The 18,604-nt window shown below is 37.7% G+C and carries 18 protein-coding genes; all 18 read left to right on the plus strand.

The genetic code is table 11. The annotated features are described in order from the left end of the window. Positions 1-204: 204 nt before the first annotated feature. The 18 genes from KI363_RS17550 (at position 205) to KI363_RS17635 (ending at position 18,495) form a co-directional block, all read left to right on the plus strand. Entirely contained in the window at positions 205-375 is a 171-nt protein-coding gene (locus tag KI363_RS17550; RefSeq protein ID WP_212967129.1) for an HNH endonuclease, read from the plus strand. A gap of 256 nt (positions 376-631) precedes the next feature. After that, positions 632-1,000 carry a P27 family phage terminase small subunit gene (locus KI363_RS17555; protein WP_212967130.1) on the plus strand — a complete coding sequence of 123 codons (369 nt, stop codon included), beginning with the start codon at positions 632-634 and terminating at the stop codon, positions 998-1,000. Positions 1,001-1,017: 17 nt separating this feature from the next. Continuing rightward, positions 1,018-2,595 (plus strand): terminase large subunit, encoded by a 1,578-nt coding sequence (locus KI363_RS17560; protein ID WP_212967131.1) that lies wholly within the window; start codon positions 1,018-1,020, stop codon positions 2,593-2,595. 172 nt (positions 2,596-2,767) lie between these two features. After that, positions 2,768-4,030 carry a phage portal protein gene (locus KI363_RS17565; RefSeq protein ID WP_212967132.1) on the plus strand — a complete coding sequence of 421 codons (1,263 nt, stop codon included), beginning with the start codon at positions 2,768-2,770 and terminating at the stop codon, positions 4,028-4,030. Beyond that, on the plus strand, positions 4,027-4,620 hold the full coding sequence (locus KI363_RS17570; RefSeq protein ID WP_246516931.1) for an HK97 family phage prohead protease: 594 nt from the start codon (positions 4,027-4,029) through the stop codon (positions 4,618-4,620). The genes KI363_RS17565 and KI363_RS17570 overlap by 4 nt, the downstream gene beginning before the upstream one ends. A 46-nt stretch (positions 4,621-4,666) precedes the next feature. Then, entirely contained in the window at positions 4,667-5,770 is a 1,104-nt protein-coding gene (locus KI363_RS17575; protein WP_212967133.1) for a phage major capsid protein, read from the plus strand. A gap of 21 nt (positions 5,771-5,791) precedes the next feature. Next, positions 5,792-6,061, plus strand: a complete 270-nt coding sequence (locus tag KI363_RS17580; RefSeq protein ID WP_212967134.1) for a head-tail connector protein — start codon at positions 5,792-5,794, stop codon at positions 6,059-6,061. Beyond that, a complete protein-coding gene (locus KI363_RS17585) occupies positions 6,054-6,395 on the plus strand; it encodes a phage head closure protein (RefSeq protein ID WP_212967135.1) in 342 nt (113 codons plus the stop codon). Before KI363_RS17580 ends, KI363_RS17585 begins: the two co-directional genes overlap by 8 nt. After that, positions 6,392-6,778 (plus strand): HK97-gp10 family putative phage morphogenesis protein, encoded by a 387-nt coding sequence (locus tag KI363_RS17590; RefSeq protein ID WP_246516932.1) that lies wholly within the window; start codon positions 6,392-6,394, stop codon positions 6,776-6,778. Before KI363_RS17585 ends, KI363_RS17590 begins: the two co-directional genes overlap by 4 nt. Further along, positions 6,775-7,155, plus strand: a complete 381-nt coding sequence (gene gp17 / locus KI363_RS17595; protein WP_212967136.1) for a tail completion protein gp17 — start codon at positions 6,775-6,777, stop codon at positions 7,153-7,155. The genes KI363_RS17590 and gp17 overlap by 4 nt, the downstream gene beginning before the upstream one ends. A 25-nt stretch (positions 7,156-7,180) precedes the next feature. Further along, on the plus strand, positions 7,181-7,753 hold the full coding sequence (locus tag KI363_RS17600; protein WP_212967137.1) for a major tail protein: 573 nt from the start codon (positions 7,181-7,183) through the stop codon (positions 7,751-7,753). A gap of 149 nt (positions 7,754-7,902) precedes the next feature. Next, entirely contained in the window at positions 7,903-8,241 is a 339-nt protein-coding gene (gpG, locus tag KI363_RS17605; RefSeq protein ID WP_212967138.1) for a phage tail assembly chaperone G, read from the plus strand. A gap of 2 nt (positions 8,242-8,243) precedes the next feature. Continuing rightward, a complete protein-coding gene (locus KI363_RS17610; RefSeq protein WP_212967139.1) occupies positions 8,244-8,417 on the plus strand; it encodes a hypothetical protein in 174 nt (57 codons plus the stop codon). 18 nt (positions 8,418-8,435) lie between these two features. Then, positions 8,436-12,179 carry a phage tail tape measure protein gene (locus KI363_RS17615; protein WP_212967140.1) on the plus strand — a complete coding sequence of 1,248 codons (3,744 nt, stop codon included), beginning with the start codon at positions 8,436-8,438 and terminating at the stop codon, positions 12,177-12,179. A 1-nt stretch (position 12,180) separates the two neighbouring features. Further along, positions 12,181-12,876: a distal tail protein Dit gene (locus KI363_RS17620; protein ID WP_212967141.1), complete on the plus strand. Its 696-nt coding sequence runs from the start codon at positions 12,181-12,183 to the stop codon at positions 12,874-12,876. Positions 12,877-12,893: 17 nt separating this feature from the next. Next, positions 12,894-18,092: a phage tail protein gene (locus tag KI363_RS17625; protein WP_212967142.1), complete on the plus strand. Its 5,199-nt coding sequence runs from the start codon at positions 12,894-12,896 to the stop codon at positions 18,090-18,092. Further along, positions 18,089-18,277, plus strand: a complete 189-nt coding sequence (locus KI363_RS17630) for an SH3 domain-containing protein (protein ID WP_212967143.1) — start codon at positions 18,089-18,091, stop codon at positions 18,275-18,277. The genes KI363_RS17625 and KI363_RS17630 overlap by 4 nt, the downstream gene beginning before the upstream one ends. Then, complete coding sequence (locus KI363_RS17635) at positions 18,277-18,495, plus strand: hypothetical protein (RefSeq protein WP_212967144.1); 219 nt, start codon at positions 18,277-18,279, stop codon at positions 18,493-18,495. Before KI363_RS17630 ends, KI363_RS17635 begins: the two co-directional genes overlap by 1 nt. The last annotated feature ends 109 nt before the right edge of the window (positions 18,496-18,604 follow it).

The following is an 18,604-nucleotide window of genomic DNA, read 5'->3' on the forward strand; positions in this document are numbered from 1 at the left end:
CCACCTCATTCTGTTTGGGGGTGAAAGTAAACGAATGAAGGAGTCTATGATGATGAAAAATTAGAGGTTGGCAAGTGGTTTACAAAAAGGGCTGCCGTTTCATGCATTTTACACTTGCCAAATACAGAGAGTAAGAGATTCTATCAATCGAAGGAATGGAGAACAGTCAGAGCATATGTGATAGCTAGAGATAAGGGATTGTGTTTGCATTGTTTACAGGATGATAAGTTTACTAAGGCTGATGTTGTCGATCATATCATTCCCATTATTGTGGATTGGTCAAGGAGATTGGATGATACCAATTGTCAATCGCTTTGTCATGGATGTCATAATGTTAAGTCAGCAGAGGATAGGAAGAAATATGGTACAAGTTAACTGTGGCTTGCGAGAGAGCTTATGATATTAGAAATAGAAAATGAAAGGCTCAGATAGACATATAGTGATTAGTTTTTGGGATTGATATGATTTTTTAAAACTGAATATTGGGAACGTTAGTTTGTAAAATGAATAGGGGGCTTAGTAAATACTTTAGTTGGTTAAAGCGAAAAACCCCACATCCCTCAAACGTGCAACTATATGAGATTTTTAATAGGGGTGGTTTCCTAAGAATTGTCAGAAAGTGGGTGAAAATATGGAAATTAAGCCACCAACATTTTTAACAGCAGCATCTAAGAAAAAATATAAGGAAGTAGCTAACATGTTAATGCAAGATGGCAACTGGAAAGAAGGAGATGATATAGCTCTCTCAGCTTTGTTTGCTAACTATCAGCGATGGATTCAAGCAGAAACAGCAATCAAGAAAAACAAGGATTTATGCTTTGAGACTGAGTCAGGTTATCGTCAACAGATCCCTGAGATAAGCATAGCTAACAATAGCATGAAGGCAATGCTTTCTTATATCAAAGAATTTGGATTGACACCAAAAGAGCGCAAGAAATTGCAGGATACTATGACAGATACTAGTGCCATTGATGAGGAGTTAGAGAGCATGATTGTATGACAAAAAGGTGAGGAGAGATGGGTAATAACAAATATTATTTTGACCAAAAAGAAGCGGAAAAAATTGTAAAGTTTGTAGAGAGATTGAATCTACCAACAGGAAAAAAAGGACAGAAAATTAAACTTCTACCTTTTCAGAAGAAAATTTTAACGGAAATATTGGCAACAAAAAGAATAGAAGATAATCTTAGACGCTATCGAGAAGCGTTTATTTTTATGCCTAGAAAACAAGGAAAGAGCTTCCTGATTGCTTGTATATTTGTCTATATGCTATTTACCGACAATGAGCAAGGCGCACAGAATATTGTAGCAGCTAATAGTAGGGATCAAGCTAACTTACTATTTGATGTTGTTAAAAACATGATACAAACTAATCCAACATTAGCTAAGCATTGTCGGATTGTTGATAGTAGAAAAAGAATACTCAGAAAATCAACTAATTCATTTTTTCAAGTTATTTCATCAGATGCATCTCGAGCTGATGGCTACAACGTGCATATAGGCTGTCTAGACGAAACGCACGAAGCAAAAGACGATGAGTTATACACAAAGATTAAAACATCAATGGGTACACGTACACAGCCATTAATGATCACTATCACTACAGCTTCAAATGGTCAAGACGAGTACAATCTAGAATATCGTACTTATTTATATGCCAAAAAGGTGCAATCAGGCGAAGTTGAGGATGATACATTCTATTCAGCTATTTATGAGGCCGATGATGGATGTGACTTGATGGATGAAGAACAATGGTATCAATCCAATCCAGCATTAGGAGAGTTTAGGGACTATGATGAGCTAAAAAGGTTGGCAATTAGAGCTAAGGAGATACCAACAGAAGAAGCATCATTTAGGCGTTTATATCTGAATCAACATATCACATTAGCAAATGAACAAGCTATCAATCCTGCTAAATGGAAATTATGTGGCCAAGGCTTTGATTCATCGATATTAAAAGGAAGAGATTGCTATTGTGGATTGGACTTATCTACACGTAAAGATTTAACAGCATTTGTAATGGTTTTTCCAGTTGATGGAACATATTATATTGTTTCTCATTTATTTAAGCCAGCAGAGACATTATTAACAGATGAAAAGCTAGACAGGTTTCCATACACTACATACGCAAAACAAGGCTATTTACATGCCACAGAAGGCGATTATGTCAATTTTAGATACGTTAGACAGATCATTAACGAATTAGGACAAGATTATAACATAAAGGAAATTGCATTTGACAGATTTGGCTCACAAGGGATACTAGCGGATTTGACTAATGACGGATTTTTAATGGTCGATTTTGGACAGGGGTATAGGTCAATGAGTCCAGCTATTAGTGATTTTTACGAGCTATTATTTGAACAAAAAATCATACATGATAACAATCCAATCATGAATTGGATGGCTAAAAACGTTGTAGCAACAGAAAACTCAACAGGACAAGTCAAATTTGACAAGGCTAAAGCTAAATTTAGAATCGATGGAATAATAGCTATGCTCATGGGATTAAACAGAGCTGTAGTCAACGAAAATAGTAATAGCTATGATGCTAATCAAGCCATAGATGATTGGCTAAGCATGGGAGATGGTTAAAATAAAAAAACTTGAAAATTTAATAGAAGAAATAATCCTGATATTAGGATTGATCTTGATCATAGTAGCTACAGCAATGTTATCAATTGTTGCAGCAATTTATGTCACAGGATTAATCCTATTTTTATTTGGCTTTTTATTAGCCTACACCAAAAAAGAAAGGAGGTAAGAAATGCGACTATTTGGAAGAGAAATTAGAAGTCAGCCAAAGACAGTATACAGTCTTGATGATAAAAAGTTTGCTAAATTGCTAGGGATTGAGCTAGATGATGTGTCAGCAGATAAGGCCAAGGAAGCGACTTTTTATGCCTGTTTGCGGATCATGACAGACAGTGTATCAAAGCTACCTTTGAAACTACATAAAAGCACAGAGGATGGCACAACAAAGGAGAATGGACATTATCTCTATAATTTAATGAAGCTTAGACCTAATCCATTCATGTCTAGTAGTACATTCTGGAAGATGGTAGAGTTTCAACGTCTATATTATGGTCATTCAGTTGTGGCTATTAATCATCATCCAATTGGAAAAGATGCAGGGAAAGTTAAGTCACTGGTGCCACTGGAGATGGATAATGTTGAGATTTGGATTGATGATAAAGGAATCTTAGGTGAGGAATCTAATCCTATTTACTATATTTATACTGATCGAAATGGCAAACAATACAAATTTAAAAATAGCGAAGTTTTGCATTTTTTAGGGATGACTAAGGATGGCATACAAGGCATGGCCATTAAGGATTATCTTAAAACTTTGATTGATAATGCCCAAGCCTCCACAGCATATACCAATAATTATTTAAGAAATGGATTGCATAGTAAGGGAATCATCAGCTATGTGGGCGACTTAGACGAAGGCAAACAGAAAGCATTACAAGAAAGATTTAAGCGCTTGGCAGGTGGTGTTAGTAATAGCGGAAGCTTGCTTCCTTTGCCAATTGGTTTTGATTATAAGTCAATCTCCACATCAATGGCAGATGCACAATTTAAGGAACTTTCAGAGCTTAGTATCCAGGAAATTGCTTCAGCATTCGGTGTAAAACCGCACCAAATAAATAGCTTAGAACAAAGCACACACAGCAATATTGAGCATCAGCAAAAGGAGTTCTATGTAGAAACGTTACAGCCAATTTTGACTCAATACGAGCAAGAATTAACTTATAAATTGCTCACAAGCCAAGAGGTAAATGATGGCTATTTCTTTAGGTTTAACGTCGACGTGATACTTAGATCAGATAGCAAAGAAAGAGCAGAATACATAACCACTTTAGTTGAAAAAGGTGTTATTACATCAAATGAAGCTAGAGGATTAATTGACATGCCTAAATTAGAAGGTGGAGATAAGCTTATTGTGAATGGAAGTTACATCCCCATTGATTTGGTGGGCACTCAATATGGAAATCACCAAGCTATTGAGGGAGGTGATGATAAGTGAAACAACAGGAAACTAGACTACTAAACAATGATATTGAGATTCGCTCCATTGGAGAAGATGAAAAGAGAGATGTAATTGTAGGTTATGCTTTACGTTTTAATAGTTGGTCTGAAGATTTAGGAGGATTTATTGAAAATATTGAGCCAACAGCGCTAAATGATGCTGATTTGAATAATGTAGTGGCTTTAATAAATCATGACAGGAATCTTGTCTTAGGGCGATCAACTAGCGGCACTTTAAAGCTTGAGGTTGATGAATTTGGCTTAAAATATACCATTGATCCACCAAATACTACATACGCAAGAGATTTGATCGAATCAATGAAAAGAGGAGATATTAGTCAATCGTCATTTGCTTTCTCACTAGATTATGATGACGATAGCGAACATTGGGAGCATGACAAGGAGAGAGACATCTATAAACGCACAATCAAGCGATTTAAGAGTATATCTGATGTCAGCGTAGTTACAGTTCCGGCATACAGCGAGACACAGGTTGTATTGGCACAGAGGGGCTTAGATGAGTACAAAAACGAACTAGAAAAACAAATAACAAAACGGAAAATGTTGATTGAATTAGACCTAATTTAAGAGGTCTATTTTTTATGCACAAATTTAATTAAAAGGAGAAAAAAGAATGGATAAAGTTATGGAATTGCGCCAACTATTGGCATCAACAAAAGAGGAAGTACGAGGACTATTGGCAGAAAACAAGGTTACAGACGCAGAGTCGAAAATGAAAGAAGTACGTTCCCTGGAAAAGAAAATTGAGCTACAAATTGAACTAGACAAAGAAGAAGAAAGACAAGTTCAAGCAAAAATGGAAACAGAAAAACGAACAGTTAAAGGAGAGAATAAAGTGGAAGAAAGAGCAGCTTTTGATAAATTTTTAGAGACACGAGAAATCACAGACGGAGTTAAATTAGACAGCGGTTTTGCCGTTGTCCCAGAAGAAACAAAAACAGAGATTATTGAGTTAGCGGATGAGGTTTTTCGCTTAAAAGATTTAGTCACTGTCAAAAAAGTTAAGAATGCAAGCGGAAAACAACCTGTCAGAACTACAGCTAAAGCTAAACTACATTCGGTTGATGAATTAGCTAAGTCTCCTGAGATTGCAGTTACTCCGTTTACTGAAGTATCTTATGACGTGGTTACAAAACGTGGGTACATCCCCGTCTCAGAAGAATTAAAAGAAGATGGTGTGAATGTCGTATCAGATTTAAAGCAATACATTGGCGAAACGGTTGTTAACACTGAAAATGATGACATTATGACTGTATTAAAATCTCTTACAGCTAAAACAATTGGTACAGCTGATGAGATTAAGGATATTGTGAACACTAATTTCCCAGTTGGTCGTAGCAAAAATATTAAATTTCTAATGTCACAGACAGTTTATAATGCAATTGACAAACTGAAAGATGGAAATGGACGTTATCTGCTACAGGATTCTATTTCAGCAGCAAGCGGAAAAATGCTATTTGGCAAGGATGTTATTGTCCTAAATGATGACGAGCTGCCAACTAAAAACACTATGTTTGTAGGAGACTTCAAAGAAATTGTTTATTTTGATCGTTCTCAGGTTCAAGTCCAATGGACTAACTACTTGCACTATGGCGAGTGCTTAGGTGTAGCAATCCGAAATGACGTAAAGAAAATTGAAGATGATAACAAGAAGGTTAATATCAAAAAGATCACATTCTCTCCAAAAGAGCCAGAAGCACCTGGAGTAGAGGGTTAATAGTAGAGAGGGTGATAGCTAATGTTAAAGTTAGCTAAAGACTATTTAAGGATTGATGGTACAGACGAGGACATAATCATTACTCACTTGATTGAGACAGCTAAAGCATACATAAAATCAGCAACAAATATTGACTATACAGAGGAGAATCATCTATACAAGATGGCTCTCCTTTTGCTCGTTGTTAGATGGTACGAGAACAGGAATTTAGTAGGAAAAAATGATGATTTGGATTATACCATCTCATCTATATTGCTTCAAATTGAGCTTGAAGGTGAGAAACATGAGTAAGCCAATCAATCCTGCAAAATATCGTAACAGGATCACATTTCAAAAAGAGCAAGAGTATCAAACGCCTGAAGGTCATTGGGTGACTGATTGGGTTGACGTTGAAGAGATAGGAAAAGTCTGGGCTGAGATTAAGAGTATTAGAGGCAGAGAGTTTATCATGGCTGGTGCTAATGCAGTTGATGTCACAGCGAGGATAACCATTCGTTACAACAGGTATGTAACTGATGATATGAGGATTAAATATGGAGACAAAATTTACTCCATTACTTTTATCAATAACCTTGAAGAGCGCAATATTGAGCTTGAAATATTGGCTAGTGAGATCAGACCATGAAACGTATGCACATGGAACTCACTGGCTTTGATGAGCTTATAGCTGAGTTTGAGCAAATGGGAAATAAAACTAAAAAGGTTGAAACCGAAGCGCTCAAAGAAGGAGGCGCAGTCATAGCAAAATATCAAAGACAAGGGGTCAATAGATCAACTAAAGATCAGCCACATACCCAAGACAATATCCAAATTGGAAGAGCTAGAGAGACAGACGAAGGTTTACAGATTATAGTCAAACCGAATAATAAAGTCGCTTGGAGAGCTAATTTTTTGGAGTGGGGCACAAGTAAGATGGCTCCAAGACCGTTTGTTGATAAGAGTGGTGAATTAGGAGAAGCAGAAGCTTATAGAGTGATGATGAAAAAGCTAGAGGAGGTCATTGAGTGACAGATAGTTATGATGCCCAAACGGAGCTACTAGGTGCGCTAAAAGGTAATGAGGAACTAACTAGCTTAGTCATTGGTGGCTTCCATAATTTAGTGGCAAAACAGTCAGCGGATTTTCCAAGAGTTGTGTATACAGAAATTGGGAACTATGACGAGGATTACGCTGACAATAAGATCAATAAATCAGTAGTAAATTTTCAGATTAGTGTTTTTTGTGATGAAGCAACGATACATAAGCAAACAGAGATCACTAGATTGATAGCAAAAATAATGCACGAATTACAATACAAAAAATATGACTCACAAGATTTATACGAGGAAGACACCAAGCTCTATCACAGAGGCTTGAGATTTACAAAGAATTTTTGGAATAATTAAATAATTTAAAGGAGATAGGAAAAATATGACTAAATTAGTACATGGATTGGATCAATTTCATATTGCAGTTTTAACAAAAGACACGAAGGAGTCAGTAGAGTATGAAGCTCCACAATCACTAATTGGAGCAGTTGATGTTAGTGTGACACCTAACGTAGATAGTAACACAAAATATGCAGACAATGGTGCATTTGCTGTGCTTACTAATCTGTCAGACATTGATGTGTCAATGACAGTTGTAGATTTGCCACAAGATATTCAGTCTCTTATTTTTGGACAAAAGCAAGAAGGAGATGTTGTATTCTCTAGTATTGATGACCAAGCAGTTGAGCTTGCTCTAGGGTTCAGAGCTAAAATCCAAGATGGTGGACATCGTTATTACTGGCTATTAAAAGGTAAACCAGAGTTGCTACCTATCAATCACCAAACGGATGAAGGCAATGTTGAGTCACAAGACGCTCAATTAAACATTAAATTTATGCCACTACAACACAACGGAAACTGGAAAGCACAAATGGATAGCAAGACAGTAACAGCTGACAAATGGTTTGCTGATGTGGTCTACAACAAAGCTACGGCTGATGCATTAGTAAAGTAGATGGTGATGACGGTGCGCCAGAGGAGCCACAAGAGCCTGAACAACCTGAACAACCTGAACAACCAGAAGAAGAATAACAGTTAGGGAGTCATTAATTTGGCTCTCTATTTTTATGCATTTTTAAATTTGAAAACAAAAGGGGAAGTTTAATGGAAAACTTAACAATCACTTTAAAAATAGATGGAAAAGATAAGAGATTTACTACACCTGCATTTGTAAAAGGTAGCTTATTTAGGCAAGCAGTAGAGGTATCACAAGCAATCGAAACAGAAGAATTTGATATTAATAATCTTGATTCCTACATTCAATTTGTTTGCGAGGTCTTTGGCAATAAATTTACGGTTGATGAATTTGAAAATGGGATCGATGGACGCAAATTATTACAGACAATTTACGGGACTACGTTTTTTGTGTTGAATCAAGTATCAAAAGCTTCAGCTTTGTTGACAGGTGACATTGAAGCAAGCGAGGACGAAGGAAAAAACTAACAATGAGTGAGTCTGTCTTGTCTATGTATGACAGCTTGATGCAAATAGGACTCACTCAAAATGAGATTGATGAAATGGATTTAATTTACCATTTGAAGCTCTTAGCTCACAAAAAGAATAGTAGCAATGACAACAAAAATAAGCAGCCATTAACGATTGATCAGATCATTGGCTAAGAGGAAAGGAGGTAAACAATGGCCAAACAATTAGGCGTCAAGTTGGTCTCTAATTCTAGCCAATTTAAGTCCGATATGGGCGCATTAAGCAGACAACTAAAGGCTCTTAAAGGCGAGTTACAGGCTAATGCCAATGAGACAGATAAGTATGGTAACAAGCTCCAAAACAATGAAGCTAAGGTTAAGATACTCACTAGACAGCTAGATGTCCATCGTCAAAAAGTTAAACAGTTAAAGATGGCTTATCAAGACTCAGCTAATCAGACAGGGAAGAACAGTAAGGAGACACAAAATTTAGAAGCTAGACTACATAAAGCCACAGCCGAAATGAATAAAGCCGAAGGTGAGCTTAAAAGGCTTAAATCAACTATGGCTAATGTTGCTAATGTGACCAAAAAGACTAAGATGTCATTTAAAGAGTTTGATCAGTCTTTTAGGAATATCGGTTCAAATATGAGGAATGTTGGGCTAGGTGTGTCATTAGGGGCTGGCGCAGCATTTGCAGGATTAGTCAAGCCAATTAAGGAAGCTGTAGCTGTGTCAATGGAATTTGATGCTGGAATGTCAGAAGTATCTGCAATCAGTGGAGCAACAGGCAAAGAGTTGGACAAATTAAGAAAAGAAGCTAAGCGCCTGGGTGAGACCACAGTATTTAGTGCATCTCAATCAGCAGAAGGCATGAAGTATCTCGCATTAGCTGGCTGGAAGACGAATGACATCTTAGCAGGAATGCCCGGTATGCTTGATTTAGCAGCAGCAGGCAACCTTGATCTTGCTAGAGCAGCAGATATAACAAGTGATACTATGCAGGCTTTTGGTCTTAAAGCTAATAAAGCCACTCATGCAGCTGACGTGTTTGCATACGCTCAAGCCAATGCTAATACAAATGTCGAACAGCTAGGAGAAGGAATGGAGTATCTAGCTCCTGTAGCTAACACTCTAGGATGGGAATTAGAAGAATCCTCAGCAGCATTAATGGCATTTGCTGATAGTGGTATCAAAGGATCAAAAGGTGGTCAAGCATTTGCAACATCTTTAGGTCGATTAGCTAAACCTACTTCAGCGATGAAAAAGGAAATGAAGAAGTTAGGCATGGCATTTTTTGATGCAGAAGGGAACATGAAACCACTCCCAAAGGTTGTAGCTGAGATTGAAAAAGGCACTAAAGGAATGACTAGAGAACAAAAATCAGCTGTCCTCACCACTCTTTTTGGTGCTCAAGCTTATAAACATTGGGCTATCTTACTCGAACAAGGATCAGACGAATTAGAAAGAACGACCAAAGAGTTAAAGAATGCAGATGGTGCCGCTAAAGATATGGCTAAAACAATGCTTGATAATGCTCAAGGTGATATTGTTCTATTTAAATCAGCTATAGAAGGTTTACAAATTAGTCTAGCTGAGAAATTGACTCCTGCATTTAGGGATGTCATCCAACAAGGAACAGAATTAATAGATGGATTTAATGGATTAGATGACGCTACGAAAGAAACCATTGCTAAAACATCTTTATTAGGTGCTGGAATATTAGGCACAGTTACAGCAGTAGGCGCACTTACAGCTTCAATTGGTGCTTTAATGGCATTTGCTGGGCCTGTAGGATTAGCTATTGTTGGAGGTACAGCTTTATTAGGTGGATTAGCATTAGCTATCTATGCGAATGAGACAAAAACAAAGGCACTCAAGAAGGAACAAGAGAAAGCTAGAGTTGAAGCTTTAATATACGGTGAAGGACTATCAGAAGGCACCAGAGAAGGTGTCAAAGGTTATGTTGATCTATACGAAGGCGCTAAGGTTAAGATGTATGAGCTTAAAAATATGTCTGGTGAAGAAGCTCAAAAGACATCAGCAGAGATAGTGAAAGCCTTTGGAGAAATGGGTGACCAAGTAGTTTCTACTCTTGAAGATCAAAAGACAAAGATAGCCAAAGCCATATATAGCATTTATGAAGTGGCTGGTGAAGCAGGTGTAGACGCAGCAAGAGAGACCACTAAGAAAGCAATGGAATTGATTGATGAGGATATAGCGAGATATAAGGAAGCTGTAGACACCATTGCCGACATACATAAGGAATATAAAGGCGATTTGAGCCAACTTCCTGATGATGTAGCTAAAGCCTATCAAGAAGCTCTAAAAGTCATGAGTCAAGGCTCTACAGCATTCGCAAGCACTCAAGAAGAAATGAGGAATCTTCAGAGAAAAATCGCTGAAACAAACGGTCAAGTTATGTATGAAGAAGCTCAAAAATTTTACTCTAATGTAAATGAGCAATACAAAAATGCTGTACAAGCGGCAAATGAATTTTATCAAGAGAATAAAGCAATACTTGATAAACAGCTTGCCATGTATCCTGAGTTTGAAGGTGAATATAACAAGCTAGTTACTGGTTTGCAAGCATCCACTGACTCAATGATCTATGAGGCAACAATTAGCTACAATAAATCACTAGGTATCTTATCAGACAATCTAGATGCCAGAGGTAAATTGATTGATATTGCCACTGGTAAAGAATTTGAAAAGCAGTTTAAACTTGTTGAAAGTGTCACAGGCGCAAGGGAAAAAGTCCAGGAAACCGACTTAGAACATTATATGCGATGGGTAGAATATACTCAGGACACCTTAAAGAGAACAGAAGACTTTTCAAAGAGGACGAAGGATGTTTATCAAAAACAACTTGAACAATTCTTGATCGCATCAGGAAAAACTAAGGAAGATGCTAAGAAAATATCTAAGCAGTTGGTTGATGAATCACTTGCTGAACTAGGTAAAGGTGATGAAAAAGCCAAGAAAGCAGGAAAGGATAAAGGGGAAGCCCACAAGAAAGGCATTGAAGAAACTAAAGGGGCTAACAAAAAAGCTGGTGCTGATGTAACAAATGAAACAGACAAAGAACTCAACAAGAAAAAGGATTCAGCATCTAAAGCAGGTAAAGACAAGGGTAATGCACACAAGCAAGGTTTATCATCTACTCAATCTAGCAATACGTCAACAGCTAGTCTATTAGGTAGTGCCGTAACTGGGGTTCTAGCCAAAACTACTGATGGTGGTGGAGGTAGAAAAGCAGGGTCTCTATTTAAAGGTGGTTTAGGAGGTCAGGCATCCGCTGTTAGATCAACAGCTTATATGGTTGCTAACAGAGGTCTATCAGGCTTAAAGAGTGTTAACACAAGTGGTGCAGGTAGTATGTTCGTTGCAGGATTCAGAGGGTCAATCAGTTCTGGTAGTGGATCTGTATGGTCAGCTGCATGGTCGCTAGGTAGACAAGCATTATCAGCTTTGCGCAGTTCGATTAAAACAGCATCTCCATCTAAAGAGACAGCAATAACTGGTGAATGGTTTACACAAGGTTTTGCTATTGGGATTGATGATGAAGCTAAGACAGCAGTTAAGAGTGCTGTATCAATGGCTAAAGATACAACAGAAGCTTTTAGGAAAGAGATTGATAGTGCTCCATTAAATGTTAGTTTAGCGGCCAAAGAGATTAGTAATAACAGAGATGTTCTCACAGTGCTACACGAAATTGGTAGCTCAAAACTTGAAGACAGGTTAGCCATGCTTGAAGATGGTATATCAAAGCTAACTGATGTCATGACCAACTTAATGAGCATACAAAGTGAGCAAATGATTGCTATTGCCAATACTCCTCCAGTATTAGAGCTAAATGGTTATGTGGTATCTAAAGCTCTAAAGGATGATATGACAAAGGCACAAAAGAGGGATCAGTATACCAAAAATAGAAGACCGAAAGGAGGGGTCAGATGACATGTATTATAATGAAGAAACTAGGGGTTATTTAACAGTTTTAACAGGCAAGAAGACAATGACAGATATAGTGTTGGACACAAGAAGGCTTAGAGTAGGCTCTTTCATCAAGAGATCATACTTTGAGCCTTTTCAATTTGACTTACCATTTGTTATAAACAAGCCAAAAAATATGACATGGAGTGAACTAGAGGAGGACATGACTTCCTGGCTCCTCCATGATGTTGATAAGCGATTGATATTAGAATCAATTCCCAATCGTTTTTATATGGCTAGGATTATTGGGATTGACGTCTCAGATCGCACTAGAAACAATGCTGAGGGAAGTATAGATGTCTATTGTCAGATACCCTTTAAGCATTCGTTCGACAAGACAATTGACGTTACGCCTAAATTAAACACTTTTAACATAGGTGGTCAAGTTCCCACTAATTGGATAAGCAAAACCACATTTAAAGAGGGAACAAAACAATACATACTTGAAAATGATAATGGTGGCAAGATCACTCTCAATTATAGCTTTTTTGCAGGAGATGTTTTAGAAATCAATTATCGCACAAGGAGCATCAAACTAAACGGTAGGGACTTGATTGTTGCATTGTCGCTCGATTCTAGTTGGTTTCAATTGCCAAACGGAAATGTCAAATTGAAGGCTACTCACGAGACGAAAATTACATATAACGAATTATATTACTAGAGAAAGGAGGAAAATAGTTGTCGGAAATTTACATACTGAATAAAAATGGTGTCTCAGTCAAAACTTTTACAGAAGAAACAGGTCTAATAAGCACCAAATTTGAGGAAGGGCTAAATAAAGGCTCTTCCTTTTTGTTTGAATTAGATGCTACAGTCCATGGCGCTGAACATGTGAAAGAGGAAAACAAAGTCATTTTTAAGGATAAAGAAGGCGATTTGAGACTCTTCGTCATCAAAGAGATAGATGATATTAACACTATAGATGGAGCCGTCACTGAAGCCACATGTGAGCCTGAATCTATGGAGCTTAAAGACAAGATTATTGTAGACAGACGATTCAGCAACCAAACAGCTCAGGCAGCTCTTAATGCAGCATTGCAAGGCACTAGATGGACTGGAGTTGTAGAAGTTGAGCTAGGTAATGCAACAACCAACTTTTATTACATTACAGCCATTGATGCTATATGGAAGATTATGGAGGTCTGGGGCGGTGAGTTTAAAGATGTTGTAGAGTTTGATGGTAACAAGATTACAGCAAGAAAAATCATCATCAAACAACGTCTAGGGGCTGACAACGGAGCACGATTTGAAATTGACCATAATATTGAAGAGATACAGCGTACTGTCCTCAGCTATCCTATTACAGCTATGTATGGACGAGGTGCATCATTAGAAATTGAAGATGACGAAGGCAATGCCACAGGTGGTCATACACGATATATTGACTTTGGAGATGTAGAGTGGTCTGTAGCTAAAGGTGATCCAGTTGATAAGCCTAAAGGTCCAAAATGGGTTGGTGATCCTGATGCATTACTAGAATATGGGTATGAGCATAATGGACAACTATTGCATCGAGAGGCTGAATTTAGTAATCAAGATTACGAAGATCCAAAAGAACTGTTACAAGCAACCTGGGAAGCTTTACAGCAAGCTAAAAAGCCAGAGGTTAACTATAGACTAACAGTTGATGTAAGCGACCAGAACATTGCTCTAGGTGACACAGCAAGAGTCATAGACAGAGAGTTCTCCAGACCAATCGAAATCCAAACAAGAATCATCTCCATTGAATATGACATTCTAGATATCGATGGCTCAGTTACCGTTGAGATGGGTCAATTTTTATCAGCCTATGAGGATGACCGATTGGATCAAGTGATTGACACAATAGACCGTAATCAAGGTAAATGGGGAGCAGATAGTAAGCCAATCACTAATGATCGTTTTCCTGATATTAAGCCTGGCACTCCTATCAATGTGGAAGCTATTGGCGCATTTGAAACCATACAACTACATTGGGATTACGATAGTGAGATTTATATCTCCCATTATGAGGTTTACGGTAGCAAGGTAAAGGATTTTGTTCCAGATAGTCAACACTTGTTGTGGCGTGGTAGAGTATCATCTTTTTCCCATGAAGTTAAGGCAGATGAAACTTGGTACTATCGTTTAAGAGCTGTCAATACAAGAGGTACGGCAAGCGACTATAGCAATCAAGTAACAGCATCCTCTAGGCGTATCATTACTGATGACATCCTATTTGGTTCTATTGTTGCTGATCATTTGGAAAACAATCTAGATATCGCTGATAAGTTGGCGCAGAACACAATTGACCGTATTAATCAAGGCCCAATGCAAGAAATTACATACACACAGCAAGAGATTGAAGCCACTGAGGAAAGGCTCAACAAAGATCTAAACAATCGTATAGGTAATGTCAATCAGGCAATTGATAATTTAAATAATGTTGCTGACAATCTCAGAGATCGCGCAGATTCAACTGACTCATTATTATCTGAGCACAATGGGAGAATTAACACAATTGTAACTGATTTCGATGAATTGGAAGGCAGATTTTCAACAACATTAACAGATATTCAAAAAATTGACAATACCGTTCAATCTCATTCAGCTAAGCTACTTGCTCAAGCTGATTTAATTGCAGCGAAAGTTGATGATCTTACATATCAGAGAGATAAAAGTGGGATTTTATCTAGTATTGAAGCAAACACAACTGAGCTCAGCTTAGTCGCTGAGGGATTAAGTGCAAGGGTAACAAAAGAAGAATTTGATTCCGAAATCAACGGTGTTAAAGATAGAGTATCAACAACGGAAGCAACTTTAACTGTACAGGCAGGATTGATTGAAGCCAAGGCTAAAAAAAATGAAGTTTATACACGGACACAGACCGATGAGTTACTCGGGGACAAAGTTGATACGACTGTATATAACAATAAAGTTGGAGAATTAATCACATCCATTGATAATGTAACGGCAAGAGTTTCTAATACTGAAACAAGTATTGATACACTGACCGGAAATATGACAAGTGCCTTAAGTCAAATTGCTAATCTTGATGTTAGAGCAAATCAAATTGATTTACGAGTATCCGAAGTTAGGGCGGATTTAGATGATATTGAAATCTATCGTGTTGTAGCAACTAAATATAATAGTAGCTACAGACCATATTCAGGAATATATAGAAAAGACGGCAGTGCTTTATGGGGTAATAACAATTCGAGCAATAGATCATATTGGTTGAGCATTTATGATAGAGCTTCTAAAAAGTGGGATAGTCATACACGATATGATCTATATAATGACTCAAGTAAAGCGAAGGACTTGGCGGATGCTTTAAATAGTCTTGACAACAATAAATTAATAGTACTTGTTGGGTCACATGCACCAGCAAACAATAGGCTATTATACGGATTGCCACAAGCTATATATAGGTGTGGTGGTTCTAAAGATGTTTTCGAGAATACTGATTGGACTGGATCATTTCCTTCGTATATATTAATTGGAATTCCAGGCATGGGAGAAGGGGTTGGAACAGAGCACTTTTCTCCGGCAGATGTCGGATGGCTCGATATTCAATTAATAATAAACAATGGCAACGTCCAGTTTAGTGGTTATCATGAAAATGTATTGTCTAGAGTGTCATCAGCAGAAGCATCTATCACAACCTTGGCAGGACAGATTGAACTTAAAGCTAACCAAATAAGCGTTTTGGATAATCGCATGACTGCTGCTGAATCACGAATTAATGTGCTTCCAAATGAAATAGATTTAGCTGTTACTCAGGGAATTGATGGATTGGAGATTGGTGGAAGGAATTTCGTAAAAAATAGTGGTGAATTGGAAGAAATAGATAGAAATTATAAAGGGTATGATTTATACCTAAACTCTATAGCTGACCTAGTGGATAAATATATCGCAATATCATTTGATGCACGTTCACTAGATGGTAACAGTGATGTGGTAAGAGTTTATTTTAGGGGCGGAAACTCTACTTACTATATCCAAAACGTCCCTCTTACAACTGCTTGGAATAGATACGAAATAATTTTGAAAGTGTCTTCTACGATAGCTAATACGGAAAGTACCCAAATTGCTTTTCATACAAACTCTGTTACGGGATCGCCGCCTGGAACTGTTTTTACTGGTGAGTTCAAAAATGTCAAACTTGAAAAAGGCAACAAAGCCACCGACTGGTCCCCAGCACCTGAAGATCAAGTAAATAAAACCAATGTTTTATCGAGTATTAATTTGAGTAAAGAGGGCGTCCGAATAGCTGGTGACAAAATCCATTTATCTGGCCAATCTTTGATAGACGATGCGATCATCGGAACAGCAGCCATTGCCAATCTATCCGTTACCAATCAAAAGATCGCTAACTTAGCTGTGGGTACAGGGCAGATTCAAAATTTGGCTGTCACAAACGCCAAAATCGCTAACCTGGCTGTAGATGATGCGAAGATTGCTAATGTATCAGTCAATAAGCTTAAAGCAGGAGAGATCGATACAAGCAAAATAAAAATCCGTGGTGGAAGTGCAATTGACTATATGTTAATTGATGGCTCTTACCTTGAGTCAAGGGGAAAATATACACGTACATGGAAAGGTCAGACAACAACGCGAGATATTAAAATAAAATTTGAGAATGGTTATATGCGAGCAAGAAATGACAGCTTAGATCAATCACTTTATTATTCTGACTTTGGAATTTCCACTTATGCAGATGGTGTCGGTGATGGCGTTGCTTCTGGTACACTGGAATTTTTCTCATATCAATATGGAAATGCAAGAGGGGTAACGCTCCAATCATTTAACGGAGCAGTTGCTTTAAATGCAGACAACAACAAAATTATTTTGGATGCTAAAAATAGTATCGATTTAATTAGTGTGGAGTCACCAATAAATATAAAACCACAATCCGAAAAGCCAGGTTACAACACTTTCCAATTTGTCGTGGCAAATGGTGAGTCGAGCGCTGAAACTCATGGGTATTTAATGTATGGATCAGACGTCAATGGATGGGGTGCGGGTCTGAGATTTTCCAAAAAGGTCAGTGACCCATATATTGATGTAGTTGACTCTAATTTTAACACTGGAGGCAATACACGCCTAGAAGCTGGGGAGTTAAGAGCAAACGAAATCTATAAACGGGATAGAAGCTACGGTGTGTATTGGAATAAGAGTGGCGGAGGTACTCTCAATAATGGTAACGCCTTAGAAGCTGGTGGAATCAGAACCATAGAAGAAGCGAATAATTTTTATATAGGGACAAGAAGAGACGGGGAAGTTCGAGTTACGGACGGAAACGGTTTTAACAATGGTGGGACTATTAACTATAGAGATATCCGAGTCCGCAATTTGTACCTCGACGATCAATATATTTATAGCAGTGGCGGTGGTGCGACTTTAAGAGTAGGACGTGACGGTTCAGGGGCGGTGATCCAATCCATGACGTTTTATAATCGGACCTATTCAGGAGCGCCAAATCTAGTAGTAACGGATTCTGGAACAATAGGAAGATCGACATCCGCGCTGAAATACAAGGAATATGTGGAAGAAGTTGAGACTAAGGGATATTCCGATAAAATTCTAAATTTAAAGCCCAAGAGTTGGTACGATAAAGCAGAAATACGTGAAAATGGTGGGTCCACAGTCGGGTTGAAGAGATACTACGGTTTGATTGCAGAAGATGTGATCGAGGTGGGGATGCCTGAGTATGTGACGTTTGTTAACGGAGAGGCAGAAGGGCTTGAATATGACAGATTATGGACTCAGCTTATCCCCGTTACAAAGGGTATTAAAGATGATGTAACAGTGCTAAAGGATGATGTTTTCAGTCTGCAAACAGAAGTAGATTGGTTAAAGCTTGAAAATCAATATCTCAGACAAAAAATTAAACAATTGGAGGAAAAAATAGTATGAATCAAGATGTAAATAAAATAATTGATAATCTAAATGCTGAATGGGCACAGGACATGGCGACTTCTAAAAAGAGAGTCGCTATTTTTGTGGAGAAAATTAGAGTTTTGGAAGAAGAAAATCAACAGTTAAAACAGGAATTAGAGCAACTAAAAAACGAAAATGATAACGAAGGAGACGATGAATAATGATACAGGTTAACCAGGTTTCACCATATGAGGAAAGTGGAGAAGTTGTACAAATTAAAGTTTACTTTTCTGGGAACATTGGCGGTATTAATCTAAATGGAAATATCCCTTTTGAGACTGGAGAATTTGAGGAATTTTTCAAAGGTGAGGAAATGAAGACAGCAGTTAAGCAAAAGGTTATTGAAAAGATTATGAACGGTGAAACTCCTACTGAATAAGTGGGGGTTTTTACTTAAAAGAACATTTTCTGAGAAAAAAGTCAATAGTGTACCACTTTTATTAAAACTTTGACATTTGCAGTTATCTTGTTATGTAGGTATCTGCTAT

The sequence above is a fragment of the Lederbergia ruris genome, from assembly GCF_018332955.1.
Lineage (GTDB): Bacteria > Bacillota > Bacilli > Bacillales > Bacillaceae_C > Lederbergia > Lederbergia ruris.

Bases quoted from the DNA above. Each gene is read 5' to 3' on its own strand.
- KI363_RS17575 (WP_212967133.1), top strand. From the start codon at position 4,667: ATGGATAAAGTTATGGAATTGCGCCAACTATTGGCATCAACAAAAGAG.
- KI363_RS17555 (WP_212967130.1), top strand. From the start codon at position 632: ATGGAAATTAAGCCACCAACATTTTTAACAGCAGCATCTAAGAAAAAA.
- gpG (WP_212967138.1), top strand. From the start codon at position 7,903: ATGGAAAACTTAACAATCACTTTAAAAATAGATGGAAAAGATAAGAGA.
- KI363_RS17630 (WP_212967143.1), top strand. From the start codon at position 18,089: ATGAATCAAGATGTAAATAAAATAATTGATAATCTAAATGCTGAATGG.
- KI363_RS17585 (WP_212967135.1), top strand. From the start codon at position 6,054: ATGAGTAAGCCAATCAATCCTGCAAAATATCGTAACAGGATCACATTT.
- KI363_RS17565 (WP_212967132.1), top strand. From the start codon at position 2,768: ATGCGACTATTTGGAAGAGAAATTAGAAGTCAGCCAAAGACAGTATAC.
- KI363_RS17600 (WP_212967137.1), top strand. From the start codon at position 7,181: ATGACTAAATTAGTACATGGATTGGATCAATTTCATATTGCAGTTTTA.
- KI363_RS17560 (WP_212967131.1), top strand. From the start codon at position 1,018: ATGGGTAATAACAAATATTATTTTGACCAAAAAGAAGCGGAAAAAATT.
- KI363_RS17615 (WP_212967140.1), top strand. From the start codon at position 8,436: ATGGCCAAACAATTAGGCGTCAAGTTGGTCTCTAATTCTAGCCAATTT.
- KI363_RS17610 (WP_212967139.1), top strand. From the start codon at position 8,244: ATGAGTGAGTCTGTCTTGTCTATGTATGACAGCTTGATGCAAATAGGA.
- KI363_RS17635 (WP_212967144.1), top strand. From the start codon at position 18,277: ATGATACAGGTTAACCAGGTTTCACCATATGAGGAAAGTGGAGAAGTT.
- KI363_RS17620 (WP_212967141.1), top strand. From the start codon at position 12,181: ATGTATTATAATGAAGAAACTAGGGGTTATTTAACAGTTTTAACAGGC.
- KI363_RS17590 (WP_246516932.1), top strand. From the start codon at position 6,392: ATGAAACGTATGCACATGGAACTCACTGGCTTTGATGAGCTTATAGCT.
- KI363_RS17580 (WP_212967134.1), top strand. From the start codon at position 5,792: ATGTTAAAGTTAGCTAAAGACTATTTAAGGATTGATGGTACAGACGAG.